Below are 24,189 nucleotides of genomic sequence, written 5' to 3' on the forward strand. Positions count from 1 at the left end.
AAAAACTCAAGAACCCGCCGGTCACATATCTCCGGCGGTTTCCTTCTCCCCAAGAACCCGCTCCGCAAAGTCCATAAACGCCCGTATGATCTTGACGTCACGACGCTGGGAAAGTGAGATCATGCTTTCACCCATTTGCAAATTCACACCCTTCAATTTGATTTGCCGCAGTCGATCATCGTGCCCATATTCCGCCTGAGATACAAAACCGATACCTGCACCCGAGGCAACAAGTTCGCGAACGGCTTCTCGGCCTTCAGCTACAATCGCCGGGTTTAACCTGATACCTTGTTTCTCGGCTGCTTCTTCCAGTTTCTCGCGTGTTTTTGACCCGTGCTCTCTGAAAATCAGGGGCAACTCGGCCAACTCCTTCAGGGTCAGGGTGGGTTTTGATGCCAAAAGCACGCCCTGGCCAGCAAAGGCCACGATTTCAGTGGACCCCAAATTCAATACGTCCATGTCCTTGCCAGGAGACAGGCTGCCAACAACACCGATCTCTGCATTGTAAGACCGAAGCTCTTCCAGGATTTCTTCGGTGTTGCCGGATCGCACAGTGATCGTGATTTTAGGGTATTTCTTTTGGAACGGCGCCAGAAAAGATGTCATGTGATGCGCCGAATCGGCAATGATCCTTAATTCTCCATCGATCGCGGCTTTGGTTTCAGAGAGGTAATCCTCAATCTGATCTTCGATCTCGAAATACTGTTTGGTGAATCGGTAAAGCTGTTCGCCTTCGGGCGTTAGGTTCACGCGTTTTCGTTCACGCTGGAACAACAACAGGTCGTGATCCTGTTCCAGTTTTCGGACCTGCTCTGAAATCGCTGGCTGGGTCAGATACAAAGCCTCTGCCGCACGGGAAAATCCCCCATGTTTGGCCACGTAATGAAAGGCTTTCAACTGGCTGTGTCGCATTACAGTTCCCTGAAGATGAATGCATAGGCTGCGCCTATGATTAGATTGATAATTGCAATTTCACATATAGCAAGCGTTGCTGCAATTGTGTTCCTGAAAACGCTGTTCTGGAGCCTGGTAATGACGCCATCCAAACCAAAATTAGAGCAACCGCGCCTCGGCGAACCCTACCTTTTGACCCCCGGTCCTTTGACAACCTCCTATGCGGTCAAAGAGGCCATGCTGCGCGATTGGGGAAGCTGGGACGATGATTTCCGCGCCATGACGCGAGAGGTGCGGTCAAGCCTGCTGAACCTGCTTGGCGAGGGTGCCGACGAGTTTGATTGCGTGCCGATGCAAGGCAGCGGATCGTTTTCTGTCGAAGCGATGCTGGCATCCTTTATTCCGCGGGACGGAAAAGCGCTGGTATTGGCAAATGGTGCCTACGGGCAGCGTTCGGCACAGACGTTGCAGTACCTGGGTCGTGATCATGTCGTGTTGGACAAGGGCGATTACCTTCCGCCGAGGGGTGACGAAGTGGCGCGCATTCTTGCGGATGACCCGGACATCACGCACGTCGTCGCCATTCACTGCGAAACCAGCTCGGGTATCCTGAACCCGGTCGAAGAGATATCGGAAGTCACATATGCCGCCGGGCGCAAGCTTTTGATCGACTCGATGTCCGCATTTGGAGCGATTGAGCTCAAACCCACTGAAATCCGTTACGAGGCCATGGTGTCTTCGGCGAACAAATGCATCGAGGGCGTTCCGGGTTTTGGGTTCATTGTGGCCCGCAAGACCGAGCTTGAAGCCGCAAAAGGCAACAGTCATTCGCTGTCTCTGGATGTGTATGCGCAGTGGTCGCATATGAATAAAACGGGCCAGTGGCGGTTTACCCCACCGACGCATGTGGTCGCTGCCTTCATCGAGGCGCTTCGGGCGCACACTGCCGAAGGAGGTGTTGCAGGTCGCGGTGCCCGCTATACCCGCAACCGGGACGTCATGGTCGCGGGCATGCGTGAACTGGGTTTCGAAACACTGCTGGATAATCGTTGGTTGAGCCCCATCATCGTTACCTTCTTCTGCCCGGCTGATGAGAAATTCGTCTTCGATCAGTTCTATAACCGGATGAAGGAAAAAGGGTTCATTATCTATCCGGGCAAACTTACTGTCGTCGACAGTTTCCGCGTCGGTTGCATCGGTCAGATGGACGAAGATGTCATGCGTAAAGTTGTGATCGCCGCAAAAGAATCTCTGGAAGAAATGGGCGTGACAAGCGCTGCGCCTCCTCTCCGGGCACTGGAAGAACGCGCCAAGTTGGCCGCATAAAAATCAAGGAAAAACAGATGACCATTCAAACCCCTGTCGAAGCAAATGAGCGCGTCTACCCGACGCCCAAAGTGCCCGCAATTGCCATCTGCCTTGATGGATGTGAACCAGAATACCTCGACGTGGCGATTGCCAATGGGCTGATGCCCAACCTCAAACGGATGCGGGAGGAAGGTACGGACCGTCTGGCGCATTCTGTTATCCCGTCGTTCACCAACCCCAACAATCTTTCGATTGCCACCGGGCGCCCGCCGATCGTGCATGGAATCTGCGGCAACTACCTTATCGATCCCGATACTGGTGAAGAGGTGATGATGAACGACGTCCGCTTCCTGCGTGCGCCGACCATCTTCTCGCAGTTCTATGATGCAGGTTTCCGCGTGGCGATGGTAACCGCCAAGGACAAGCTTCGCGCGCTGCTTGGTGCCGGGCTGAAGTTTGACGAGGGCAGGGCGGTTGCATTCTCTTCTGAGCGTTCGGGCGAAACGACGCTTGAGGAACACGGCATCGACAATGCCAGCAAGTGGTTGGGCATGGACGTGCCCGAGGTTTACTCGGCCGAACTGTCCGAGTTCGTTTTTGCTGCTGGCGTCAAGCTGCTGAAAGAGTTCAAGCCCGACGTCATGTATTTGTCGACCACCGACTATATCCAGCACAAGTTTGCACCCGATCAAAAGGGCGCACTGGATTTCTACGCCATGTTCGACCGCTATCTGGGCGAATTGGACGCATTGGGGGCCGCCATCGTGGTGACGGCTGATCACGGCATGAAGCCAAAGCACTTGGCAGATGGATCCCCTTCGGTCGTCTATGTGCAGGACCTGATGGACGAATGGCTGGGCGAGGATGCGGCGCGGGTCATCCTTCCGATCACTGACCCGTATGTCGTCCATCATGGTGCACTGGGCTCGTTCGCGACCGCATATCTGCCGGATGGCGCGGATCAGAGCGACATCATTGCCAAACTCAAGGCGACCGATGGGATCACCCATGTGCTGACCAAGGCTCAGGCCATTGAACGGTTCGAATTGCCCGGTGACCGGATTGGCGACATTGTAATGGTTTCTGGCGAAAACATTTGCATCGGAACGTCCGAGCATCGCCATGATCTGGCAGCGCTCAAAGAGCCCCTGCGCAGCCATGGTGGTTTGACGGAACAAGAAGTTCCCTTCATCGTGAATCGTGTCATCGACCTGCCAAACCAACCCGTGCTGCGCAACTTTGATGCCTTTTTCTACGCAACTACAGCGGCGGCACAGTAAGCCATGAAAGACCAGACCATGTCGAAAATCGAAGTTCGTAACGAAGGAATGCGGATCGGTGGCGAAATCGTCTTTACCGATGAAACCATTCCCGTCCTCTACCCGTACACCAACGAGGTCGTGGGCCATGTTCCCGCTGGCACCTCAGAACACGCACGCAGGGCTTTCGAAATTGCGGCGAATTACAAACCCAAACTTACCCGGTACGAGCGCAGCCAGATTTTGCAGCGCGCAGGCGAGCTGATCGGTGAAAAACGTGATTATCTTGCGAAATGGCTGACGTTAGAGCTGGGCATCTGCCACCAGCATGCGATCTACGAAACCAAACGTGCACAGGATGTTTATCAGTTTGCGGCGGCTGAGGCGTTAAAAGACGATGGCGAGATCTTTTCTTGCGATCTGACCCACAATGGCAAAGCCCGCAAGATTTTCACCACCCGAGAGCCGGTGAAAGCAATCAGTGCGATCACCCCGTTCAATCACCCTTTGAATATGGTAAGCCACAAAATCGCGCCATCTATTGCAACCAACAATTGTATGGTTTGTAAACCCACGGAACTGACGCCGCTGACCGCGCTGACATTGGCCGACATACTTTACGAGGCAGGCCTGCCGCACGAGATGTTCCAGGTGGTGACCGGCTGGCCGGCTGACATCGGCGATGAGATGATCACCAATGAACATATCGATATTATCACCTTCACCGGGGGTGTGCCGGTGGGCAAGTTGATCGCTGAAAAAGGCGTCTACAAGCGTCAGGCGCTGGAACTTGGGGGCAATGATCCTCTGATCGTTCTGAATGATCTCAGCGATGCGGATTTGGACAAAGCCGCAACAATCGCAGTGGCGGGTGCGACCGGAAACTCCGGTCAGCGGTGCACGGCGGTCAAGCGCATCCTCGTGCAGGAAAGTGTGGCCGACAAGTTTGTACCGCTGGTTCTGGAGAAGGCCAAGAAGATCAAATTTGGCGATCCGCAAGACCCTGAAACCGAGCTGGGGTGCGTGATCCACGACAAAGCCGCGGAGATATTCGAAAACCGCGTTCTTCAGGCTGAAAAAGAGGGTGCAGAAATCCTGTATCACCCGGGCCGTCAGGGCGCATTGCTGCCGCCTATCGTCGTCGACAAGGTTCCCCATGACAGCGAGCTGGTGATGGAAGAAACTTTCGGTCCTATCGTGCCGATCGTGCGCGTGCCGGACAACGACGAAGAGGTGATGGCGATCTCAAATTCGACCGAGTTCGGCCTGTCTTCTGGGGTCTGCACCAATGACCTGAACAGGGCCATCGCCTTTATCAACGGATTGAATGTCGGCACCTGCAACATCTGGGAACAACCGGGTTACCGCATTGAAATGTCACCCTTTGGCGGCATCAAGGACAGCGGAAACGGCGTGAAGGAGGGTGTTATCGAGGCGATGAAGTTTTTCACCAACGTCAAAACCTATTCGCTGCCCTGGCCCAACTAAACCTTGCGTCCTTTCCCCACAGACGGGAAGGGCGCCTCATATCCTCCCTGATACTGGCGGGCCTTTAGGGGCCCGCATCTTTTGATGACAGAAACGAGGAGCGGACATGCCACAGATTGTCCACACGGAAGGGGAATCAAACACATCCGAGGCGCGCAAGGCGTGGTTGAGAAAGTCCATGGGACCAAAGTCGACACCTCTGCTCAAACGCGATGCGGATGTATTCCTGCATCAATCTCTGTCATCACCCTGCGTCAGCACCATTGCAAAGGCCGAGGGGATCTGGATCGAGGATATGGAGGGTCGCCGGTACATGGACTTCCATGGAAACTCGGTGCACCACATAGGCTACGGGCACCCGCGTCTGGTTGCCGCAATCAAGGCGCAGCTTGACGATCTTCCTTTCGCGCCCCGCCGCTTTACCAATGATCCGGCAGTGGATTTGGCGGAAAAACTGGCAGATATCGTACCTGGCGATCTGGGGAAAATGCTCTTTACCACAGGCGGCTCTGACGCCAACGAGGTTGCTCTCAAGATCGCGCGCGCCGCTACCGGTCGGTTCAAAACGATCAGCTTCTGGGATGCCTTCCATGGCGCGGGCTTTGGCGCCGCAAGCGTCGGTGGCGAGGCGACATTCCGCAGTCATATCGCGGGCCCCCTCTTGTCGGGCACTGAACACGTCGCGCCTTTCGCCTGCTACCGTTGCCCATACAATCACACGGGACCGGAAACCTGCGGGTTGGCCTGCGCGAAAATGGTCGAATATGTTCTGGAGCGTGAAGGAGATGTGGCGGCGGTCATAGCCGAACCGATGCGTGCGGTGCCCTATGTACCACCGCCGGGGTTTTGGAAATCCGTGCGCGAGGCGTGCAATCGTCACGGCGCGCTTTTGATCATGGATGAAATCCCGACAGGCCTTGGCAAAACCGGCAGGATGTTTGCCTTTGAACATGACGAGATCGTCCCCGACATTGTGACGCTTGGAAAAGCGCTTGGCGGGGGCATCCTGCCCATTGCCGCTTGTGTTGCCCGCAAACAATTGGATGTCTGCGGAGATTTTGCCATTGGTCATTACACACACGAAAAGAACCCGGTTACCGCGCGGGCCGCTTTGACAACGCTTCAAATCATCGAAGATGAGGGGTTGGTTCATCGATCGGCCACGTTGGGTGAGCACGCAATTGGCCGTCTTATGGACGAACTTCAGAACGTACCTACCGCCGGAGACATTCGGGGACGGGGTTTGATGTTCGGGGTCGAAATCGTCGATGATCGCGCCGACAAAACGCCGGGTAATGCGCGTGCCGAACGGATTTACTATGCCTGTCTGGAGGCCGGTTTGAGCTATAAGATCAGTCAGGGATGCGTTCTGACATTGTCGCCGCCGCTGACCATCTCGCAATCGGATCTGGACCACGCAATCGACATTGTGGTTGCTGCGATCAAGGCCGAGAGTTGACACGTCGGATCAGTCAAAATTCGGCAGTTGGGAAAAAGAGGCTAGCCGGGACGGCGACGAAGACCCCAAAATGCGACGTAAGACAACGAGTTCGATGGCGCACGGCGTACAAAAAAATTTGGATCTAGCCGAAGGCGTTGTAGTATCCAACTGCACTCAGGCTTCAAGCGCTGACGAAAGTGACAGGAAAGGCAAAATCTTCAATTCGGCCTCTAGTACAAATGAGACTGAATAAACTGACGGGATTACAGGAACTCAATATCAACAGAGCGGGGTCTTTCATGGTATCGAATGTAATTCAGAAGCTGAAAGACCTGTTGTCGCTGTGCTCCACAGATCGCAGCCCGTCGTCTTTGCCAAATGGTGGAAAAAAAGATTCAGTTCAGCAGGCGACTACTTTTTACCTGCCATAGGGTATTCAAACTCCCTTTGCCGCGAGATCCTTGAATACAGATTTCACCAACTTGCCCATGCCTTCATCCGTTTCAGGCGGTTATTCTCTTTTTCCATCCTCGCAAATACTGATCAGATCTAAGGTCTAATCGGCATTACTTCTGTGTGTCATGATTCATCCTTGCAAGGGTGGATGATCAACACCGAGATAGTCTGATTTCAGGGGACTGGGTCACCCGTTCAGCTTCTTTGACAGGGCTGGGAGCGCAGAAGCTCAACTGGCTTCCAACGGTTCGCTGAGTTCTATGGCCCACCCTCTCGACGCATGTCGGGAACGCCGATTGAAAATGTAGCATCTTCCGCCGCCGGGACAGATGGCTTGGAATTGTACGGGTGTTCAGCGCAAACCCGCCACCGAGATAGCAAGGTGGCGGGTCAGGTTATCGTTGTGACAAATTGGTCGGATCAGAGCTTGATGCGGAAGGCTGCGAAACCGTCTGCACCTTCCCCGGCGTCCTCGATTGCCACTCCTTTGACATCGCCCATATAGTCACGGGCTTTTGGACCGGTCTCGAACAACACCGTGGTGTCCGCCAGCGGCGAAAACGACCAGTTGGCATCCGCTTTGGGATCGATTGTGCCCTGTTCGACAATGTAGCGCACAATGACGTCGCGGTTGGTGTCCGGTGCTTCGAACACGATTGTGTCGCCCATTGCGCCCGGGAACGCGCCACCACCGGATGCGCGGTAATTGTTGGTGGCAATGATGAACTCCATATCATCCGTAACAGGCGAGCCATTGAAGGCAAGGTTCACGATCCGTGCTGCGTCGGGGTTTACCTCTTCGCCCTTTGGCCCAAAGCGCGACGGTTGCGACAGGTCGATCTGATAGGTCACGCCGTCCATCACGTCGAAATTGTACGACGGGAATTCAGGGTTCAGAAGGATCGCATCCTTGGATCCAGCTTCGACCTGATTGAACATACCGGCCGAGCGTTCCAACCAGCCACGCACCTGCGCCCCGTTCACGCGAACCGCACGGACCGTATTCGGATAGAGATACAGATCGGCCACGTTCTTTATGGCAACGTCCCCGACCGGGACATCGGTGTAATACTCTGGACCGCCTCGGCCTCCGGCTTTGAACGGTGCCGCCGCAGACAGGATCGGCAACCCTTCATGCTCGGTGCCTTTCAGCATGTCTTCGACGTACCATTTCTGCGCGATCGAGACGATCTGCACAGACGGATCATCCGCGACCAACGCAAAATAGCTGTGCAGCGGGGCCGAGGTTTTGCCGACCGCGCGCCGAACATAGGCCAGCGTTTCGTCATGAGCTTTCGCAACCGACTCCAGAACCTTCTGATCATCTTCGACCAGAGCGGTGATCGAGCGGTCTTCGTTGCGTTTGGAAATCGGTCGCGCCTCTGACGTCGTGGTAACGACGCGCCATTCCTTGCCGTCCCGTTCCAAAAGTAGGTCTAGTAGGCCAAGATGCGACCCCCAGAAACCGCCCATGACGGCAGGTTTGCCCATCAGCGTGCCTTTTTCCACATCGATCCCTGGGCGGTCAGCAAATGTCGGTGACGGGAAAACCAGGTGATTGTGGCCGGTGACCAGCGCGTCGATCCCGTCGACACCTGCCAGAACCACGGATGCGTTTTCCATGCCGTCCTCATAATCGGCACCCCCGATCCCCGAATGCGACAGGGCGATGATCAAGTCACATCCCTGTTCCTTCATCTCGGGCACATAGGCCTGAGCAGTCTCGACAATATCGCGGGCCTGGACATTGCCCTCCAGATGCCTGCGGTCCCAGTTCACGATTTGTGGCGGGGTAAAGCCGATGACACCGATCCTGATCGGATGATTGGTGCCGTCGCCCATCGCGATTTCACGGTCGAGAATGGCATAAGCCTGTACTAGGGTCTTGTCGTCACGCGGGTTCGTACCTTTTTCCTTGGCGACATTGGCCAGAACAACAGGGAACTCGGCACCGGCCAAAGCCTTGTCCAAGAACTCCAGACCGTAGTTGAACTCGTGATTGCCCAGCGTCGCGGCATCATACCCGACCGTATTGAAGGCCGTGATGATGGGATGGCTGTCGCCGTCCTTCATGCCGCGCTCGTAAGCGATGTAGTCGCCCATCGGATTGCCCTGCAGGAAATCGCCGTTATCCACCAAGAGCGAGTTTGTCGCCTCAGACCGGATTTCGTTGATGATCGACGCTGTGCGGGACAGGCCTACTGTGTCGCGGGGTTTGTCCGCATAATAATCATAAGGGAAAACATGAACATGGATGTCGGTGGTTTCCATGATGCGCAGATGCGCCTGATTACTGGCCGCTGCCACCGAAAACGGGTGCAGGGTAATTGCCGCTGCACCAGCAGTTGTCGTGGCAAGGAAACGGCGTCGCGAAATTGTAGAACGGCTGGAGAAAGACATAGGTCACCTTTCAGGTTTGTGGTCAACGCGCCTTTTTGCCTGTAATTCACAACAACCATATGAAACGGGGTGCCAGCGCTTTAGACGCGTCATGTGTAGGCGCAATGCTAGGTACAATAGCCCAACTTCCTGTACTTGATAAGACATGGCAGAAGGGGAACCCGTGCCCTGCGATTGCCAAGACAATGCCTCGCAATCAGTGCTTTGCGACATATCTAACCCGCGTCATGTGGGCATCCGACCACTGACCGCCAACCGTGTGGCTGGGACAGCCCGGTTATCGACGTACTGCCCCCAGGACAACACGCTCTTTCGGGAAGCTGGTCAGTGATTGGCACCCGTCTTCTGTGACCAGGACGTCATCTTCAATACGGACACCAAAACTGCCCAGGTCATACAGACCCGGTTCGTTGGTCCAGACCATGCCTGCGCGCATTACCTGGTTGTTTCCGCGCATGATATAAGGAGCCTCGTGCAAATCCCGACCCAAACCATGGCCTGTCTTGGTGCGTATGCGATTGGCGAATGGGGATGCTTCAAGAACGCCGATGACTGCATCATCGATATCATGGGCGGTCACACCGGGGCGACACACGTTCAGACCCATCTGGTTTGCTCGCAATACAGTTTCGTAGACGGCCTTGCCCTCATCTGAAACTTCGCCAACGAAAAAGGTTCGCGTAATATCAAAGACAAGTCCATCCTTGCGCGCGCCAAAGTCAAAGAGTAGCGCATCGCCAGTTTGAAGCCGATAATCCATACGCGCTTTCCCGCGCGGTCGGGTCGAGTTGTCGGCTGCGACCACAATCGGTGTTAAGGCCTGTGAATCGGCGCCTTCGGCAAACATTGCCTGGATCAAAGCCTATTCGATCTGTTTCTCGGTCTGGCCTGCACGTACAGTCCCGATTACCTGCTCAAGCGCACGTTCCGAGATGGTGATTGCAGCTTGCAGGGAAGCCACATCCTTGCTGGACTTGCTCAGGCGCAGTTTCGAGACTTGGTGCTCTGCATCAATTATCTTTAACCCAGGCATAGCTTCGGTCAGTGCATCAGAGACAAAAACACGCATGACCTGTCCTTCAACTGTAAGGGACATGATGCTCAGGTGGTCCGCCAAAGCGGCGAAAGCCCCTTTGTAACCGGCCTCATCCCGCCAATCGAATACCGCTCCTTCGAACCTTAATTGATCCCACGAGCCAAGTTCCAGATTTGGAACAATGGCGGCGGATTCTCCTGAAGCGGGTATCACAACCACGATGAGGCGTTCGTTGGTCATGAAAGACTTGCCCATGGCACGGTCGAAATTTGGACCCGGCACCAATGCCACGGCATCGACAGAGATTTCACGGGCCAATTGGCGATATTCTGATAAATCTGGTAATCTTACCAACCCTTAATGTGACCAAAACCACCCGCTTCGGCGATCCCGGCACATCTTATTGTTCTTACTCCACGCGCGAGCCGTTATCGGCTTGGTATTCTGACGGTTGGAAACGTCGCCACTCGTTTCGCCGCACAGCAGCATACAGCCCGGCCAAAAGTTCGCTTCGTGTTTCAGATTGCAGTCGTCACTTTTGTCAGCCACTCTTTTGCGGGATCACTCAATCGCGGTGAAAGCATCTGTCTGATTTGACGATGATATTGATTTAACCAGTGCCGCTCGGGCATAGTCAGGTTTTGAACAATCAACATGTCAGCCTGAATTGGCACAAACGTCATATTGCGGAAGGCAAGGAAACCGTTGTCTTCTGTGACGACCTCAAAGACGTTTTCTATGCGGATGCCGAAGCTGGCGGCCTTGTAAAACCCCGGTTCAATCGACATGACCATGCCCGGTTCCAGATCAATCGGGTTATAGGGTTTTCCTATTCTCTGCGGGTGTTCGTGCACTGACAGTCGATGGCCGATGCCGTGACCGGTCCCATGGTCATAGTCCAGCCCGAGATCCCACAAAGGGCGGCGGCAGATCCCGTCGATATGGTGCCCTTGGGTACCAGGCGGGAATCGCAAGGTGGCCAAGGCACAGAAGGCCTTGAAGACTGCCGTGTATGCCTCATCATACCCGTCAGGCCGTGCTCCAAAAGCATAGCACCGGGTGGTATCGGTCGTTCCCGTCTCGTATTGTCCGCCGCTGTCCATCAGATAGGTTTGATCCGGTTGGATAGGATCATTCCGATCCGCGGTCGCGCTATAGTGGCACATCGCCGCGTTCCCGCCTGCCGCTGAGATCGCATGAAAACTGTCACCTAGGAAACCTTGCTGTGCGCAGCGCAGCGCCTTCAATTTTTGCTCTGCTTCACGCTCGGTCAGGGGGTCACCACTTTCGGCGCGAACGGGAACCGTGTCTGCAAGCCAGGCACCAAATTCTGCCCACGCGATTCCGTCGGTGAAATGGCAGGTTCGAAGACCCTCCAGTTCGATCGTGTTTTTCAATGCCTTAGTCCGGGTAATCACACTGCGTTCAGAACCAAGTTTCGCACCGGCTTCTTCGATGGTTTGTCTTACGGCGACAGGTGAGAAATCCGGATCAGCCAATACCAGCTGATTTGGCCGAAATCTGGCCTTGAGCGTGGGCAAAAACTCTACCTGTGGAACTATCTGAAGACTTGAGGGCAATGCACTCTCTACGAAATCATCCAGCTTTTGCGGATCGACAAACCAAATCAGCGTCCCGTCCCGATGTGCCAGAAGAAAGGAGTTAACTACCGGATTATAGCCAACATCCGCGCCGCGGATGTTCAGTAACCAGGCGATATTGTCAGGTTGTGTTTCGACAACAAAGTCGGCCTGTCGCTGAACCAGATAGTTCGCCAGATCAGAGCATTTTTCTGCACAGTTTTTCCCGGCAATCTGCGACGGTAAAACTGTCACACGACCACAGGGTGGCGCTGGTTGATCTGTCCAAACCGCGTCGACCGGATTGACTTGTTGCGGCACCATCATTGCGCCCACATCCTTGCAGGCTGCGTCAAACCGGTCAAACCACGACGGGGGTATGTGCATCGGGTCATATCCGAGGCGCCAACCTGTACGCATCTCTTTTCTCAGCCACTCTTCGGGCGTCTCGCCATGAAGATGATGATGAGAGAATAACGCGCCTTTGCACTCTTGCGTAGCCTGCAAGCTGTATCGACCATCGACAAAAAGGGCGACGGTCTCAGGTGTTACAAAGGCAAGTCCGGCAGATCCGGTGAACCCGGTCAGATACGCCAGACGTTCGTCATGCGGTGCGACGTATTCGCCTTGATGGGCGTCAAATCGTGGTAGTATAAAGGCATCCAGGTCCTGCACGCTCATTTGGTCGCGGAACAGCGAAATTCTTTCGCTCGGACATAAATGAAACCTATCCAGCATGTGCTTTGATCTCTTCCGCGTGGTGGCAGGCGACCTCTCCAAACTCCCCAAATTGTCTGAGTGCGGGAACGCCGCGTTGACAAAGACTTGTGGCAAAACGACAGCGCACGTGGAACGGGCATCCGGGCGGTACGTTCATTGGTGACGGCAACTCACCCTCCAGTCGGATGACGTTCCCTTTGTCATCCGGATCAAGCGATGGCGCAGCGCTGAGCAGAGCTTGGGAGTAGGGATGTGAGGGATCGGAGAACAAGGTTTCGCTATCGCCGATCTCCACAATCCGGCCCAGATAAATTACGGCCACCCGGTTCGAGACGTGACGTACTAGTCGCAAGTCATGTGCGACGAAAAGAATTGTAAGGTTCAGTTTGTCCTGCAATTCAAGCAGAAGATTGACGACTTGTGCCTGTACTGAAACGTCCAGCGCTGAAACCAGTTCGTCGGCAATCAAAACTTCCGGCTCGACCGCCAGCGCACGTGCGATAGCAACTCGCTGCCTCTGCCCCCCTGAAAACTCGTGTGGAAATTTGTATGCGGCGTCCTGTGGCAGGCGTACCAGATCCAACAGTTCCATAACGCGCGAAGGAATTTCACTCTCGGGACGCATCTTGTGAACACTAAGAGCCTCGGACAGAATCTGACCAGTCGTCATCCGAGGGTTCAGGGACGAATAAGGATCCTGAAACATCATCTGAACGCGACGGTTGTAGTCGCGCTCGTTACGAAAATGCGGGTCAAAGATATCTTTTCCTGCGAAACGGATACTGCCGGTCTGAGGCTGGTGAAGCCGAACGATGCAACGCGCGAGCGTGGACTTGCCACACCCAGACTCGCCGACAACGCCCAGTGTTTCTCCTCGCTTGAGCTCGAGGCTGACACCGTTCAGCGCGTTGACAACCCGCCCGGGTCGCTGGCGGATCAGATCAAGAACCGATCGTGACAAATGAAATTGAAGACCCACATCGTTTATCTCCATGACCGTATCTGTCATGCGACGTCTCCCTGAGCTGCAGGCACATGATTGAAGCACGCCACATGACGACCCTCGGATATTGCCGACAAGGGTGGGCGCGCGTTCAGGCACGCGTCGACTGTGCTGTGGCACCGTGGGGCAAAGGCGCATCCGACAGGCAATCTCTCGAGGCTCGGAGGCGTGCCCGGCACCGAATAGAGCGGTGTGCGCGGCGGCACATTCTGAGGAACAGACCGCATCAGTCCAACAGTATAAGGGTGACGTGGTGCATTCAAAACCTGACGCACTGCCCCCTGTTCAACCACCCGTCCGGCATACATGACAGCCAAGGATTCACAGGTTTGAGCGACCACACCTAGATCATGCGTGACAAGAACCACGCCCATCTGAAGCTCATCGGCCAAGGACAGGATCAAATCAAGAATCTGCGCCTGAATCGTAACGTCCAATGCGGTGGTTGGTTCATCCGCGAGCAACAGTTTCGGGTTAGCTGCCAGAGCAATCGCGATCATAACGCGCTGCCGCATACCACCTGAAAACTGATGTGGGTATTCGTTCAAACGTGACGCGGCAGATGGAATCCCTACATGATCCAGCATCTCAACCGCCCGGTCACGGCGCGCCGCGCGATTGAGGTCGGTATGCGCCTTCAACGTCTCGGTCAGTTGCATACCAACCGTCAACAATGGGTTAAGCGATGTCATCGGCTCCTGAAAGATCATCGCAATTTCGCCACCGCGAATGCGCCTCAGTTTTCGTTCGGAAAGCGGAACAAGGTTTTGCCCCTGCCAATTCACAACTCCTGTGACTTCGCCATAGCGCCGCGATAGCCCCAGAACCGAGCGCAAAGTGACGCTCTTGCCAGAACCGCTTTCACCGACCAGTCCTAGGACTTCGCCACGTCGAACGGAAAAACTCACGTCTCGCACGGCTGGCAAAGGGGTCCCTTCTTTCCAGAAGGTTGTACTAAGGTTTTTCACTTCGAGGATAGGTTGCTGATTGCCTGTCATTGCCAACTCCTTACCCGCGTGGCCTGAGCAGGTCTGCCAACCCATCGCCAATAAGGGAGAATCCAAGACCTGTGATAACGATCGCGATCCCGGGCATCAGGCTCAACCACCAGGCCGTTGTGATAAAATTGCGGCCTTCTGCGATCAGGACGCCCCATTCCGCCTGCGGTGGCTGTGCGCCAAGACCCAGATACCCAAGTGACGAACCCAGCAGAATTGCCAGCGCCATATCCGTCATCCAGTAGACGATAACCGGCGTAATCGCATTCGGCAGAAGGTGGCGAAAGATAATGCGCCTGTCGGAGTATCCCATGACGATGCCTGCAGCGGCATAGTCGTTTCCCATCTGCGCAATGATCTCGGCTCGCATTAACCGGGCATAGTAGACCCAACCAACAACCGTTATCGCAATGTACATATTGACCAAGCCCGGACCAAGTACGGCGACGACCGCAATGACCAGAACCAGAAATGGGAACGTGATGATCGCGTCCACGACACGCCCGAAGATCATATCAGCGATCCCGCGGTAGTAGCCGACAAGCGCGCCAACCACGACGCCGATGATCAGAGCAAAGACCGTGGCCAGGACAGCCATCTGCATGTTTACCGAATAGGCTGAAATCACGCGGCTCAGACTGTCGCGCCCCAGCAGGTCGGTGCCGAAGGGATGGGCCCAGCTTGGTGGCTGTCGGACCGCAGTGTAATCGATAAAGTTGGGATCATACGGGGCAAACGCATTTGGCATGATCGCAAGCAAAGTCGACATTCCAATGATGCAAAGGCCTATTATGAAACCCGGTTTTCGTAGCGCCGCTGGTATGCGCGTCTTTGGCGGTACGCCCGCTCCACCTGGAGAAGTGGCAGTGTCGGTCATGTCAAACGCATCCTCGGGTCCAACGAGCTTTGAAACAGGTCCGTAAGCAGGAATACGACCGAGACCAGAACCGCAAATGTCAGCGTCAATCCCTGGATGAGCGGGTAGTCGCGCGCGAAAATCGCCTCAAGCATCAAGCGTCCGACACCGGGTACGGCGAAAACTGTTTCGGTAACCAGCGTTCCACTCATGAGGTTGCCGATAGACAGACCCAAAAGTGTAACGGTCGAAATCAGTGCGTTACGTAACACGTGGCGCCCCAAGATCAGCCTGTCGGGCAAACCCTTGGCTCGGGCAAACTGAACGTATTCGGCATCAAGGACCTCGTTGATGGCGGCGCGCAGGTTTCGCATGATGATCGCCGACGTGTACAACGCCACCGCTACGGCAGGCAGGAACAGATGATACAGCCTGTCCATAAAGGTGTCGCCATAGCCGCCAACCGGAAACCACCGCAGTTGGGCGGCAAGAAAAGTCAGCAAGATCAGACCGATGTAAAACACAGGCATCGATAAACCTATCTGGAACACTGTACGGATCACTGCGTCGGGCCACCGTCCGCGGTTCAGAGCTGCAACAAACGCCAGTGGTCCTGCAATCAACAAAGACATGAGAACTGCATAGATCGTCAGAAAAGCCGTGGTCGGCAGGCGGTTGATGATGACTTCGGTAACCGGTGCGCGCATCAGGATTGACCGGCCCAGATCGCCTTGCAGCGTATTTGTCAGAAACAGCCAGAACTGCACCAAAAGCGGCTCGTTCAGTCCCAACCGTTCGCGGATAGCAGCAAGATCTGCATCCGAAGCCCGGTCTCCTGCGATGGCGATGGCCGGGTCCCCCGGTAGGAGACGAACCAGAACAAAGATGATGATCATCACGAGGATGAATGTCGGGATCATCAACAACAAGCGTTTGAATGTGTATTGAAGGGTTGCCATCAAGGCCTCCGTCAAATGAACCGCCGGCAGTACCTGCCGGCGGCATTTAAGCGATCAGCGGCTGACGGTCGCCTGATCGAAGACGTTATTTCCCAGTGGTGTCTGAACGTATCCGTCCACGCTGGTCGATACTGCCACCGCAAAGGGCGTCTCATACATGAAAAGCAAAGGGGCTGCATCTGCATATATTTCCTGCATTTCAGCATACTGGGCCGCTCTTTTTTCAGCGTCTATTTCTGTTGCCGAAGCCTCAAACAGAGCATTGAATTTCGCGTTTTCCCAACCAGTGCCGACCGCATTGGCTGTAGGGGTATAACCTAACCAGCCGACGACCTGGCTGGGGTCGTTTACGTCGTTCACCCAGCCATAGGTGTGGATGTCAAATTCGCCCGAGCGGTTCTTGGCGCCACGTGTCGGCCCATCCACCTGTTCGACTGACAGATTGATCCCCAACGGAGCCCACATCTGCTGAAGGGCCGCAAATATGGTGCTGTCATCCGCAGAGCCAGCCAAAGTCGTAAAGGTGATTTCGGTTCCCGGCGCTACGCCTGCCTCGGCGATCAGAGCTTTGGCCTTGTCAAGGTCGTAGGCATACAACGGACCAAGATTTGCGGAAAGCTGGGTCGCCGCTGCCATCAGAGGTGAGGTCATTGGCTTGCCGGCGCCTTGCAGCACAAGCCCGATCAGTGCCTCTTTGTTGGTGGCATAGTTGAGTGCCTGCCGAACCCGAGCGTCTGACAACGGGTTAGGCGATCCGTCAGCACGGGTTTCACGCGTGTTGATCGGCGAATATATGATCCGTGTTGACGGATAGAGGTTCATGTTGATCGCTTGGTCTGCTTCAAGCTCCGGCACACGTGAAAACGGAATGAATTCAGCGGCATCCACTTCACCAGCCTGAAGCTTCAGAATCCGGGTTGCGTCATCAGGTATGATCTCAAAATGCACGCCGTCCAGGTAAGGCAGCGCTTTGCCGTCGGACCCTTTGCGCCAGTAGTTCTTATTGGCACAGAACTCCATGGAGGTTCCCTGCTCAAATCCACACAGATAGAAGGGGCCGGACCCGACACCGGGGCCTTTGGCTGCAAAGATTGCGGCGGACTTTTCCTGGTCAGTGGAACCTTCGGCCGCCTCAAAGACGGCTTTGGAGACAATACCGGTTGTGAAAGTGGCAAGCATTGAGAGGATTGTCGGGTCAGCCGCTTTCAGACTGATCGAGACGACATTTCCTTCCGCGCTTACATTGTCGATGGATCCCAGAAGTCCGGCCCAGGGGCTTAGATCGGGATTGCGGGCGCGATCCAGCGAAAAGACAACGTCTTCTCCGGTCAAAGGCGTTCCATCCGAAAAGGAGACGCCGCTGCGCAAGGTAAGCGATACAGACTGTCCATCATCGGAGATACTGTATTCTTCGGCCAGTCCTGGGATGACAGAGTTTCCATCTTCACTGGGGCGCAATAGCGTGTCGAAAAGGCTGCCAACCATCCAGATGTCAGAGTTTCGATCGGCATAAATCGGGTCAATCAGGTTTGATCCGTCATATCTGGCGAAATTCAGAATGCCACCACGCTCTTGTGCGAACAAAGGTAGGGCCATTGCGGTAGCCACGACGGCAGTCGCTGCCATCAAATTACGTTTCATTGATGAGTTCCTCCCAAAGCGATTCTCGATCGCATGAAGGCGGTATACATTAATTTCAATACTGCTAAAACAATTTTTAGTTAGACGTAAATTGCATATTGCGATCACAGGAGCATTGATTGGAAACCCAGGATGCGCCACGACATTCTGGGCAGCACTTTCAAGTGCGACCCCACGATAGAACTCGGAGAACTGTCGATGAACGGTTCGGCCGACCTGATTAGTTGGAGGAATTATTGATCGGCGTTGTATTTACCCACAATTCAACTGCTTCAGTGTCTCCTAGGACAATCGAATAATGCGGCTTGGAGGTGTCGTGATGTATCGTGTCACCGCTCGACAAGATGTGGACTTCGTCACCCAGATGGTATTCCAACTGACCCGAAATCAGATAGCAAAAGCTCTCGCCTTCGTGGCACATCTTCTCGGACATGTGCCCCGCAGGACGATGAACGATGCACGGATATAAAAGCGCGCCCGAAAACCCCGGACCCAACTTTTCATAGAACCGCCCGTTGACTCCCAATGCATAGGTTTGACGTCGATCTTTGCGAACGTATTCGGTGTATTCCTCGGGAACACTGACAAGCTGTTCAATGCTGGTCTTTAAAGATGCAGCAATTGCCATAAGCGAAGACAAGGACGGGGCACTGATGCCGCGCTCGACCTGTGATATGAACCCTGTGGTCAAACCAGCTTCATCCGCAACCTCGACAAGTGTTTTGCCAAGCGCTTTCCGGCGGCGTCGAATTGCTTTCCCCAGTTGAGACGGGTGATTTTTCTGATCCATCATTTCTTCTCTAGTGGTCGAGCTCGACGGCTCTCAGGGGCCTTGTTTCAGCAAATCCTGTACCTGCGACCGACGGGAACAGCGATTCGCTTACCTAGGCGAACTTCATAACCGGTACGGTTATCATTGGCTAAGTTTCTACTAAAAGCGTTTTTAACCCGGAAAAGCAAATTAGGTTCGTTCCTTCGTGTCGCTGCAAACTTCTGAATGAGAGGCTTAGTCTCGGCGATCACGTGGGAGGAGGGTAGCCAAAATCAGCTCTCCGCTATGACTGGCTCGGATCTGACGAAGGACCTTGTTGCTGCCGACTTACTTCACCGCGCGCACAGAAGAAAATCAGTGAATTTGACGCCTTCATCCCAGAATGGAAGAAGAAACAGCCGCGTGCCCGTTACGTTGAAGTATCTTAGGGCCAAGTGCCAGGAATTCTGCACTGAGCGTACCTTCGAATGCGCCCGTGCAAAGACCAACGGTGAAAAAACGCAACTCGATTGTTGAGGGTCGCCTGATCAACTCTCGGACTGCGTTCGGCCATGATCTCTGCTCGATTGCGACAGGAAACTGTGTGCCTCAAGTGGAATTGCGCAGTATATTGAGCCGTCGTTATTGGGATGTTGCGGCCCCTCAAAGAGCTCATTGTGAAACCTGTTCGAAACCCATTTGTCCGAACCAATCTTTCATTTCCACATGCCAGTCATTCACCAAAAGATTGCAACTTATCCATCTGCTTTATTCGGTCGCAACTGCCTGAACATGCGCTGCGAAAGTAGGATCAAACATCAGTGCCTTGCACCTGTCGAACCGACCCGTGGCATAGGCCCAGAAATCATCGGCCGGGTTATCATCGGCATGTTGGATCAAGCCCCAAAGTGTCCACAGAAGATCGCACATCGCCTTGTAGATCACCATTCGCCCGAATTGAGCCGCTGTTGGTGCCGCGCCGAAATAGGACGTCAGCATCTCGATTTCTTGCGCCTCGGTCAGCCCGGCTTCGACCGACAAATCGCCGAGGTCCCAAAGGGCATCATTCATGCCGGAATATTCGAAATCCACGATCCACATACGGTCACCGTTGTCGAGAAAGTTCTCGCAAAGCGGATCGCAATGGCTGGGAACCAGCATGCCCGGCCTGTCTTGCAGCAGCTGTTTGATCGGCGCAGCTTCCGCGACAATTTCTGTATAGCCTTCGGGCAGGGAAATATCCTTTGTTGACAGGACTTTCAGATATTCATCGATCATCGAAAAAAGTTCGAACCGAAATTCGAAAGGGCGGGGTGACTCGTGTAGTTGCCGCAGGGCATGCCCGGCACGTGCGGCCGCTCCGGAGCGCGTTGCGAAAAGCTCGGGTGTCATGGTGACGATACCGTCAATGCAGTCACTGATCATCACACCGGTATCTGCATCCGCCCAAAGCACAGCAGGACCGATACCAGCTTCGGCTGCGACCTTGGCATTGTGAATCTCAACGCCGCGATCGATATAATCCGCGGTGCCATCTCCGGGGATACGAACGATCATGGTGTGCCCGCCGGTTTCCACTCTGTAGACCAGATTGGTCAACCCGCCCAGCCGTTTGATTTTGCTGTCTTGTGCTGAGATTTCCTCAAAACCTTTCAGGTTGCGAAGTTCACTCAGGACACGATCAGTGTTTCCGTCAGTCATTTTCTGCCCTCCCCCTCAGGCTTTTAGCCGCTCATTGGTCGGATCGTACAGAGGCCCATCCACCCGGTGGATCTGTTCGCGGTCTCCGAACAATTCGAGTTCGAATTCCGTCTGGTCCATCAGCGCCACCGGAAGATAGCCGTAGATGATCGTTTTCCCGACATGGTGCCCATAGCCACCGCTGCTGGCGCGCGAAACGGTTACGCCATTGTGCAGGATGGTTTCCCCCCCGGTCATCGGCAGTTTTTCCTCGGTCACGAAGGTACAGAGTTTCTGTGCTGCGCCATTGGATTTCTGGCCCTCCAGAACATCGCGCCCGAAAAAACTTCCCTTGGATTTCAGGTGGACGCGAGAGCTCAGGCCCGCTTCTACAGGTGTATAGTCCGGGGTGATATCGGTGCTCCAGTAAAGATACCCCTTTTCCAGGCGCAGCGAGTCTATGGTCCGGTAGCCAATGTCGCGGATGCCATAGGCCTGTCCTGCCTTCCAAAGTTGATCATAGACATGAAGTGCAAATTCGGTTGGGATGTGCAGTTCCCAGCCCAATTCGCCGGTATAGCCGATGCGCACCGCACGCACTTTTGCTGCTCCGACCGTAATGTCGCGCGCTGTTGCAAAGGGAAACGCAGCGTTTGAGATATCCTCTTCGGTTACCGCCTGCAGGACGTCGCGCGCTTTTGGTCCGCAGATATTGATCACCGCCCGGGATGAGGTAACCTCGATCAGATGTGCCGATCCGTCTTGCGGCAGATGGCGTCGGATCCAGTCAGAATCGTGCGCCCCGAATCCGGCGCCGGTCACGATATAGAAATGGTCGCGCCTCAGGCGGGTGATGGTGACATCCGCCTCGACTCCTCCTTTGTCGTTACAAAGCTGGGTATAGATTACGCTGCCATCCGGCTTGTCCATGTTTGAGACCGCTAGGTGTTGCAACACACCCAACGCGCCAGAGCCGATCAGTTCGAACTTGGAAAAGCTCGACTGGTCGATCAGAACGACACCTTCGCGCGCAGCGCGGTGTTCTTCGGCCGCGAAGACATGCCAACCGGGATTGAGAAAATCGAGTTGATCCACTGGGGTGACCCCAGCTGGGGCGAACCACAAGGGCCGCTCCCACCCGTTCTTTGACCCATAGACCGCCCCGTGTTCTTTCAATCGGTTGTATAGCGGAGACAGTCGCAAATTGCGTGCGGTCTCGGCCTCCTGGCCCGGATAGCGCATCTTGTAGTGATGCGCATAATGCTCGACAGCTCGGGGATACATAAAGGCCTTGGTCGCATGATGTGGGCTGAACCGCCGCACGTCCAATGGCCAAAGATCCAGGCTTGGACGCCCGTTCAGAATCCATTCCGCGATCATTTCCCCCGCGCCCCCGCCAGCCGCAATACCATAGAGGAACCCGGTCGAGAGCATCAGGTTTTTAACCTCAGGGGCCCAGCCCATGACAAAATCACCATCGGCGGAGTAGGGGATTGGTCCATTGATGATTTGCCGGATGCCGACCTGGTTCACGACAGGCGTGACGACACCGGCAAGTTCAGCCAGCGGCGCGAAACGGTCAAGATTGTCCGGTAGCAACTGGCGCACGAACTCTCCGGGAATGCCCCGTTCTCCAAATGGCAATGTGTCGTCTTCGTAACCTCCGATGACCAGACGCCCGCCAGCATCGGGCTTGTAATAGACCAGACGCTCAGGGTCGCGCAGCGTGGGCAGGCCCTTGACCAATTCCGGCTCTGGCAACGGTTCTGTTACGACGTATTGGTGCTCGACAGCGCAGGCTGGCACCACGACGCCCAGTTTTGCGGCCAGTTCACGGCTCCACATGCCCGAGGCCAGCACAACGGTTTCCGCCTCATAGTCGCCGTTGGTTGTCATCACTTTGGTTATGCGGCCATTGCGGATTTCGAAATCCTTGACCTTCACCCCCTGCCTGATCTGTGCGCCGTGGCTCCGCGCACCGGCTGCAATCGCCAGACACAGGCCAGCGGGGTCAACGTGGCCATCCGATGGAATAAAGGCAGCCCCCTCTAACCCGTCGGCATCAATATAGGGAAACAGGGCTTTCGCTTCGGCTGGTGAGATGATTTCCATCTCCAGGTCAAAACTGCGTGCCATTGTCGCCAGACGTTTTGCCTCCAGCAGCCGTTCCTTGGTTGCCGCCAGCCGCAAGCTGCCGACTTTCTTCCAGTCGAACTCCATACCGGTCTCGTCGGCCAGCCGGTCATAGAGCGCGACCGATCGTTTCAGCATCCGGGTCGTATTGCGGGAAGACCGCAGTTGCCCAACCAGCCCGGCAGCGTGCCATGTTGCCCCCTCTGTCAGAGATGCCTTTTCCAGAAGGACGACATCCGTCTCACCTGCCCGGGCCAGATGATAGGCGATTGAGCATCCGATGATGCCGCCGCCAATAATAAGGTGTTCTGCAGAATGGGTTGTCATGGCCTCGCCCCTGTCGACAAATTTGATGCCAGATCATCGTATCGACCAACAGAAATCAACAAAAATTAAAAAAGAGTGTTGAAATATGTTGATTTAAGGAGGTATCAACAATTCATCCTGTTAGAATCCAACATCCGAGTGGCTGAATGTCGAAATACGAAAAGGACATCCTGAGCGCGGTTAACATTCATGGCCGAATCTCGGTCATGGACCTGGCGCAGAGGCTTAACGTTTCCGATCAGACAATCCGTCGAATTGTGAAGCCGTTGGTGGATGCGGGGCACATCGACAAGGTTCACGGCGCGTTGGTCAGCACCCAAAAGGTTCTGGATCCCCCTTTCATCGCGCGTATGACAACCAACCGCGCGGCGAAAGTCGCCATTGCAAAGTCCATTTTGAACCTTGTGCCTGATAACGCGTCCATTGCTATTGATACAGGATCTACGTCGGGTTTTGTGGCTCAGGCTCTCAAGGCGCGCAGAGATCTTACCGTGGTGACGAATTCAGCGTTCATTGCAACAACTCTGGCGATGGGGAACGGCAACCGGGTATTTATGGCGGGCACACAGCTTAGAAATCATGACGGCGCAGCGTTCGACCGCGCGGCCTTTGACGTTATTGCAAATATGTCGGTGGAATACTCGATCCTGTCGGCGTCGCGTGTGCATCCGAAACAGGGTTTTTTGGTGTTCGAACAATGCGAAGTCGATATTGCGGTCGCAATGAAGGCGATCAGCGAACGATGTTTCATGGCAGTGGACTCGACCAAGTTCCAGGCATCCGAACCCAAACCGGCCTTGCATCTTCCAGCTCTTTCGGCAAGTGACTTCCTGATAACCGAGCGGAAGCCTACGTCAAAATTTGAAGGCGTTATAGGTCGGGCAAAGACAGTAATCGCCGCAGATTAGTTTCAAGCTTTTGACGAATGAGCGGCTAAGAAAGGACGCGGCCCACCTGCACGCCGCGTTCAGTCATGTTCTGGACAGAGTGTACCGGGGTTATAAGTTAACAGCGTGCAAGACTGTATCCTTGGGGAAGTGACAGGGCTTCAATGTGATCAAGTTGCGAACTGTTAACGAACTGTTTTATGGGAACAAACGTCAGATCACCTATGCTCCCCAACTGTATTTCAAAGTTGGCAACATAGTCTTCGTCCTGTGTGGATGGCGTCTGCTTTGCAAGGACAAAATGCTCTGATTGCGCGGCTGGTCAGTACAGTCCTGTGTCCGGCCTTTGATTGCGGCATTTGCTTGAGCCGC

The 24,189-nt window shown here is 54.8% G+C and carries 18 protein-coding genes; 5 read left to right on the plus strand and 13 right to left on the minus strand.

What is annotated here, in order from left to right:
• Positions 1–21: 21 nt before the first annotated feature.
• Positions 22–912, minus strand: a complete 891-nt coding sequence (locus AC2FLZ_RS18465) for a LysR substrate-binding domain-containing protein (RefSeq protein ID WP_480477701.1) — start codon at positions 910–912, stop codon at positions 22–24.
• 120 nt (positions 913–1,032) lie between these two features.
• On the opposite strand from AC2FLZ_RS18465, the gene AC2FLZ_RS18470 reads away from it, so the two are divergent.
• The 4 genes from AC2FLZ_RS18470 (at position 1,033) to pbfA (ending at position 6,408) form a co-directional block, all read left to right on the plus strand.
• Entirely contained in the window at positions 1,033–2,220 is a 1,188-nt protein-coding gene (locus tag AC2FLZ_RS18470) for a 2-aminoethylphosphonate--pyruvate transaminase (RefSeq protein WP_480477699.1), read from the plus strand.
• A 17-nt stretch (positions 2,221–2,237) separates the two neighbouring features.
• The gene (gene phnA / locus AC2FLZ_RS18475) at positions 2,238–3,482 is read left to right on the plus strand and encodes a phosphonoacetate hydrolase (protein WP_480555725.1); all 1,245 of its coding nucleotides are present in this window, start codon (positions 2,238–2,240) and stop codon (positions 3,480–3,482) included.
• A 3-nt stretch (positions 3,483–3,485) separates the two neighbouring features.
• Entirely contained in the window at positions 3,486–4,949 is a 1,464-nt protein-coding gene (phnY, locus tag AC2FLZ_RS18480; protein ID WP_480520903.1) for a phosphonoacetaldehyde dehydrogenase, read from the plus strand.
• Positions 4,950–5,055: 106 nt separating this feature from the next.
• Entirely contained in the window at positions 5,056–6,408 is a 1,353-nt protein-coding gene (gene pbfA, locus AC2FLZ_RS18485; protein ID WP_496808860.1) for a (R)-1-hydroxy-2-aminoethylphosphonate ammonia-lyase, read from the plus strand.
• Between the two features lie 858 nt (positions 6,409–7,266).
• Here pbfA and AC2FLZ_RS18490 read toward each other — a convergent pair.
• The 12 genes from AC2FLZ_RS18490 to AC2FLZ_RS18545 form a co-directional block, all read right to left on the minus strand.
• Positions 7,267–9,246, minus strand: coding sequence for a bifunctional 2',3'-cyclic-nucleotide 2'-phosphodiesterase/3'-nucleotidase (locus AC2FLZ_RS18490; RefSeq protein ID WP_480477689.1), 1,980 nt, complete (start codon positions 9,244–9,246; stop codon positions 7,267–7,269).
• Between the two features lie 277 nt (positions 9,247–9,523).
• Positions 9,524–10,093 carry a M24 family metallopeptidase gene (locus tag AC2FLZ_RS18495; RefSeq protein WP_496808890.1) on the minus strand — a complete coding sequence of 190 codons (570 nt, stop codon included), beginning with the start codon at positions 10,091–10,093 and terminating at the stop codon, positions 9,524–9,526.
• Positions 10,094–10,108: 15 nt separating this feature from the next.
• Entirely contained in the window at positions 10,109–10,600 is a 492-nt protein-coding gene (locus tag AC2FLZ_RS18500; RefSeq protein WP_496882563.1) for an aminopeptidase P family N-terminal domain-containing protein, read from the minus strand.
• Positions 10,601–10,800: 200 nt separating this feature from the next.
• Positions 10,801–12,600: an aminopeptidase P family protein gene (locus AC2FLZ_RS18505; RefSeq protein ID WP_496808863.1), complete on the minus strand. Its 1,800-nt coding sequence runs from the start codon at positions 12,598–12,600 to the stop codon at positions 10,801–10,803.
• Positions 12,590–13,591: an ABC transporter ATP-binding protein gene (locus tag AC2FLZ_RS18510; RefSeq protein ID WP_496882564.1), complete on the minus strand. Its 1,002-nt coding sequence runs from the start codon at positions 13,589–13,591 to the stop codon at positions 12,590–12,592. Before AC2FLZ_RS18510 ends, AC2FLZ_RS18505 begins: the two co-directional genes overlap by 11 nt.
• Positions 13,588–14,493 carry an ABC transporter ATP-binding protein gene (locus AC2FLZ_RS18515; RefSeq protein ID WP_496882565.1) on the minus strand — a complete coding sequence of 302 codons (906 nt, stop codon included), beginning with the start codon at positions 14,491–14,493 and terminating at the stop codon, positions 13,588–13,590. Before AC2FLZ_RS18515 ends, AC2FLZ_RS18510 begins: the two co-directional genes overlap by 4 nt.
• A 100-nt stretch (positions 14,494–14,593) precedes the next feature.
• Entirely contained in the window at positions 14,594–15,460 is an 867-nt protein-coding gene (locus AC2FLZ_RS18520; RefSeq protein WP_480495838.1) for an ABC transporter permease, read from the minus strand.
• Positions 15,457–16,398 (minus strand): ABC transporter permease, encoded by a 942-nt coding sequence (locus tag AC2FLZ_RS18525; RefSeq protein WP_480555709.1) that lies wholly within the window; start codon positions 16,396–16,398, stop codon positions 15,457–15,459. Before AC2FLZ_RS18525 ends, AC2FLZ_RS18520 begins: the two co-directional genes overlap by 4 nt.
• A gap of 54 nt (positions 16,399–16,452) precedes the next feature.
• Positions 16,453–18,039: an ABC transporter substrate-binding protein gene (locus AC2FLZ_RS18530; protein WP_496808865.1), complete on the minus strand. Its 1,587-nt coding sequence runs from the start codon at positions 18,037–18,039 to the stop codon at positions 16,453–16,455.
• A 220-nt stretch (positions 18,040–18,259) separates the two neighbouring features.
• Positions 18,260–18,829, minus strand: coding sequence for a helix-turn-helix domain-containing protein (locus tag AC2FLZ_RS18535; protein WP_480555705.1), 570 nt, complete (start codon positions 18,827–18,829; stop codon positions 18,260–18,262).
• A gap of 729 nt (positions 18,830–19,558) precedes the next feature.
• Complete coding sequence (locus AC2FLZ_RS18540; RefSeq protein WP_496882566.1) at positions 19,559–20,491, minus strand: phosphotransferase; 933 nt, start codon at positions 20,489–20,491, stop codon at positions 19,559–19,561.
• 15 nt (positions 20,492–20,506) lie between these two features.
• Positions 20,507–22,930: a GcvT family protein gene (locus AC2FLZ_RS18545; protein WP_496882567.1), complete on the minus strand. Its 2,424-nt coding sequence runs from the start codon at positions 22,928–22,930 to the stop codon at positions 20,507–20,509.
• A gap of 146 nt (positions 22,931–23,076) precedes the next feature.
• On the opposite strand from AC2FLZ_RS18545, the gene AC2FLZ_RS18550 reads away from it, so the two are divergent.
• On the plus strand, positions 23,077–23,838 hold the full coding sequence (locus AC2FLZ_RS18550; RefSeq protein ID WP_480495848.1) for a DeoR/GlpR family DNA-binding transcription regulator: 762 nt from the start codon (positions 23,077–23,079) through the stop codon (positions 23,836–23,838).
• Positions 23,839–24,189: the final 351 nt, after the last annotated feature.

It is taken from the genome of Ruegeria sp. YKSF131, from assembly GCF_059612645.1.

What these genes read in the sequence shown, in the direction of transcription:
- AC2FLZ_RS18465 (WP_480477701.1), bottom strand. Translation starts at nt 912, where the DNA reads ATGCGACACAGCCAGTTGAAAGCCTTTCATTACGTGGCCAAACATGGG.
- AC2FLZ_RS18470 (WP_480477699.1), top strand. Translation starts at nt 1,033, where the DNA reads ATGACGCCATCCAAACCAAAATTAGAGCAACCGCGCCTCGGCGAACCC.
- phnA (WP_480555725.1), top strand. Translation starts at nt 2,238, where the DNA reads ATGACCATTCAAACCCCTGTCGAAGCAAATGAGCGCGTCTACCCGACG.
- phnY (WP_480520903.1), top strand. Translation starts at nt 3,486, where the DNA reads ATGAAAGACCAGACCATGTCGAAAATCGAAGTTCGTAACGAAGGAATG.
- pbfA (WP_496808860.1), top strand. Translation starts at nt 5,056, where the DNA reads ATGCCACAGATTGTCCACACGGAAGGGGAATCAAACACATCCGAGGCG.
- AC2FLZ_RS18490 (WP_480477689.1), bottom strand. Translation starts at nt 9,246, where the DNA reads ATGTCTTTCTCCAGCCGTTCTACAATTTCGCGACGCCGTTTCCTTGCC.
- AC2FLZ_RS18495 (WP_496808890.1), bottom strand. Translation starts at nt 10,093, where the DNA reads ATGTTTGCCGAAGGCGCCGATTCACAGGCCTTAACACCGATTGTGGTC.
- AC2FLZ_RS18505 (WP_496808863.1), bottom strand. Translation starts at nt 12,600, where the DNA reads ATGCTGGATAGGTTTCATTTATGTCCGAGCGAAAGAATTTCGCTGTTC.
- AC2FLZ_RS18510 (WP_496882564.1), bottom strand. Translation starts at nt 13,591, where the DNA reads ATGACAGATACGGTCATGGAGATAAACGATGTGGGTCTTCAATTTCAT.
- AC2FLZ_RS18520 (WP_480495838.1), bottom strand. Translation starts at nt 15,460, where the DNA reads ATGACCGACACTGCCACTTCTCCAGGTGGAGCGGGCGTACCGCCAAAG.
- AC2FLZ_RS18525 (WP_480555709.1), bottom strand. Translation starts at nt 16,398, where the DNA reads ATGGCAACCCTTCAATACACATTCAAACGCTTGTTGTTGATGATCCCG.
- AC2FLZ_RS18530 (WP_496808865.1), bottom strand. Translation starts at nt 18,039, where the DNA reads ATGAAACGTAATTTGATGGCAGCGACTGCCGTCGTGGCTACCGCAATG.
- AC2FLZ_RS18535 (WP_480555705.1), bottom strand. Translation starts at nt 18,829, where the DNA reads ATGGATCAGAAAAATCACCCGTCTCAACTGGGGAAAGCAATTCGACGC.
- AC2FLZ_RS18540 (WP_496882566.1), bottom strand. Translation starts at nt 20,491, where the DNA reads ATGACTGACGGAAACACTGATCGTGTCCTGAGTGAACTTCGCAACCTG.
- AC2FLZ_RS18545 (WP_496882567.1), bottom strand. Translation starts at nt 22,930, where the DNA reads ATGACAACCCATTCTGCAGAACACCTTATTATTGGCGGCGGCATCATC.
- AC2FLZ_RS18550 (WP_480495848.1), top strand. Translation starts at nt 23,077, where the DNA reads ATGTCGAAATACGAAAAGGACATCCTGAGCGCGGTTAACATTCATGGC.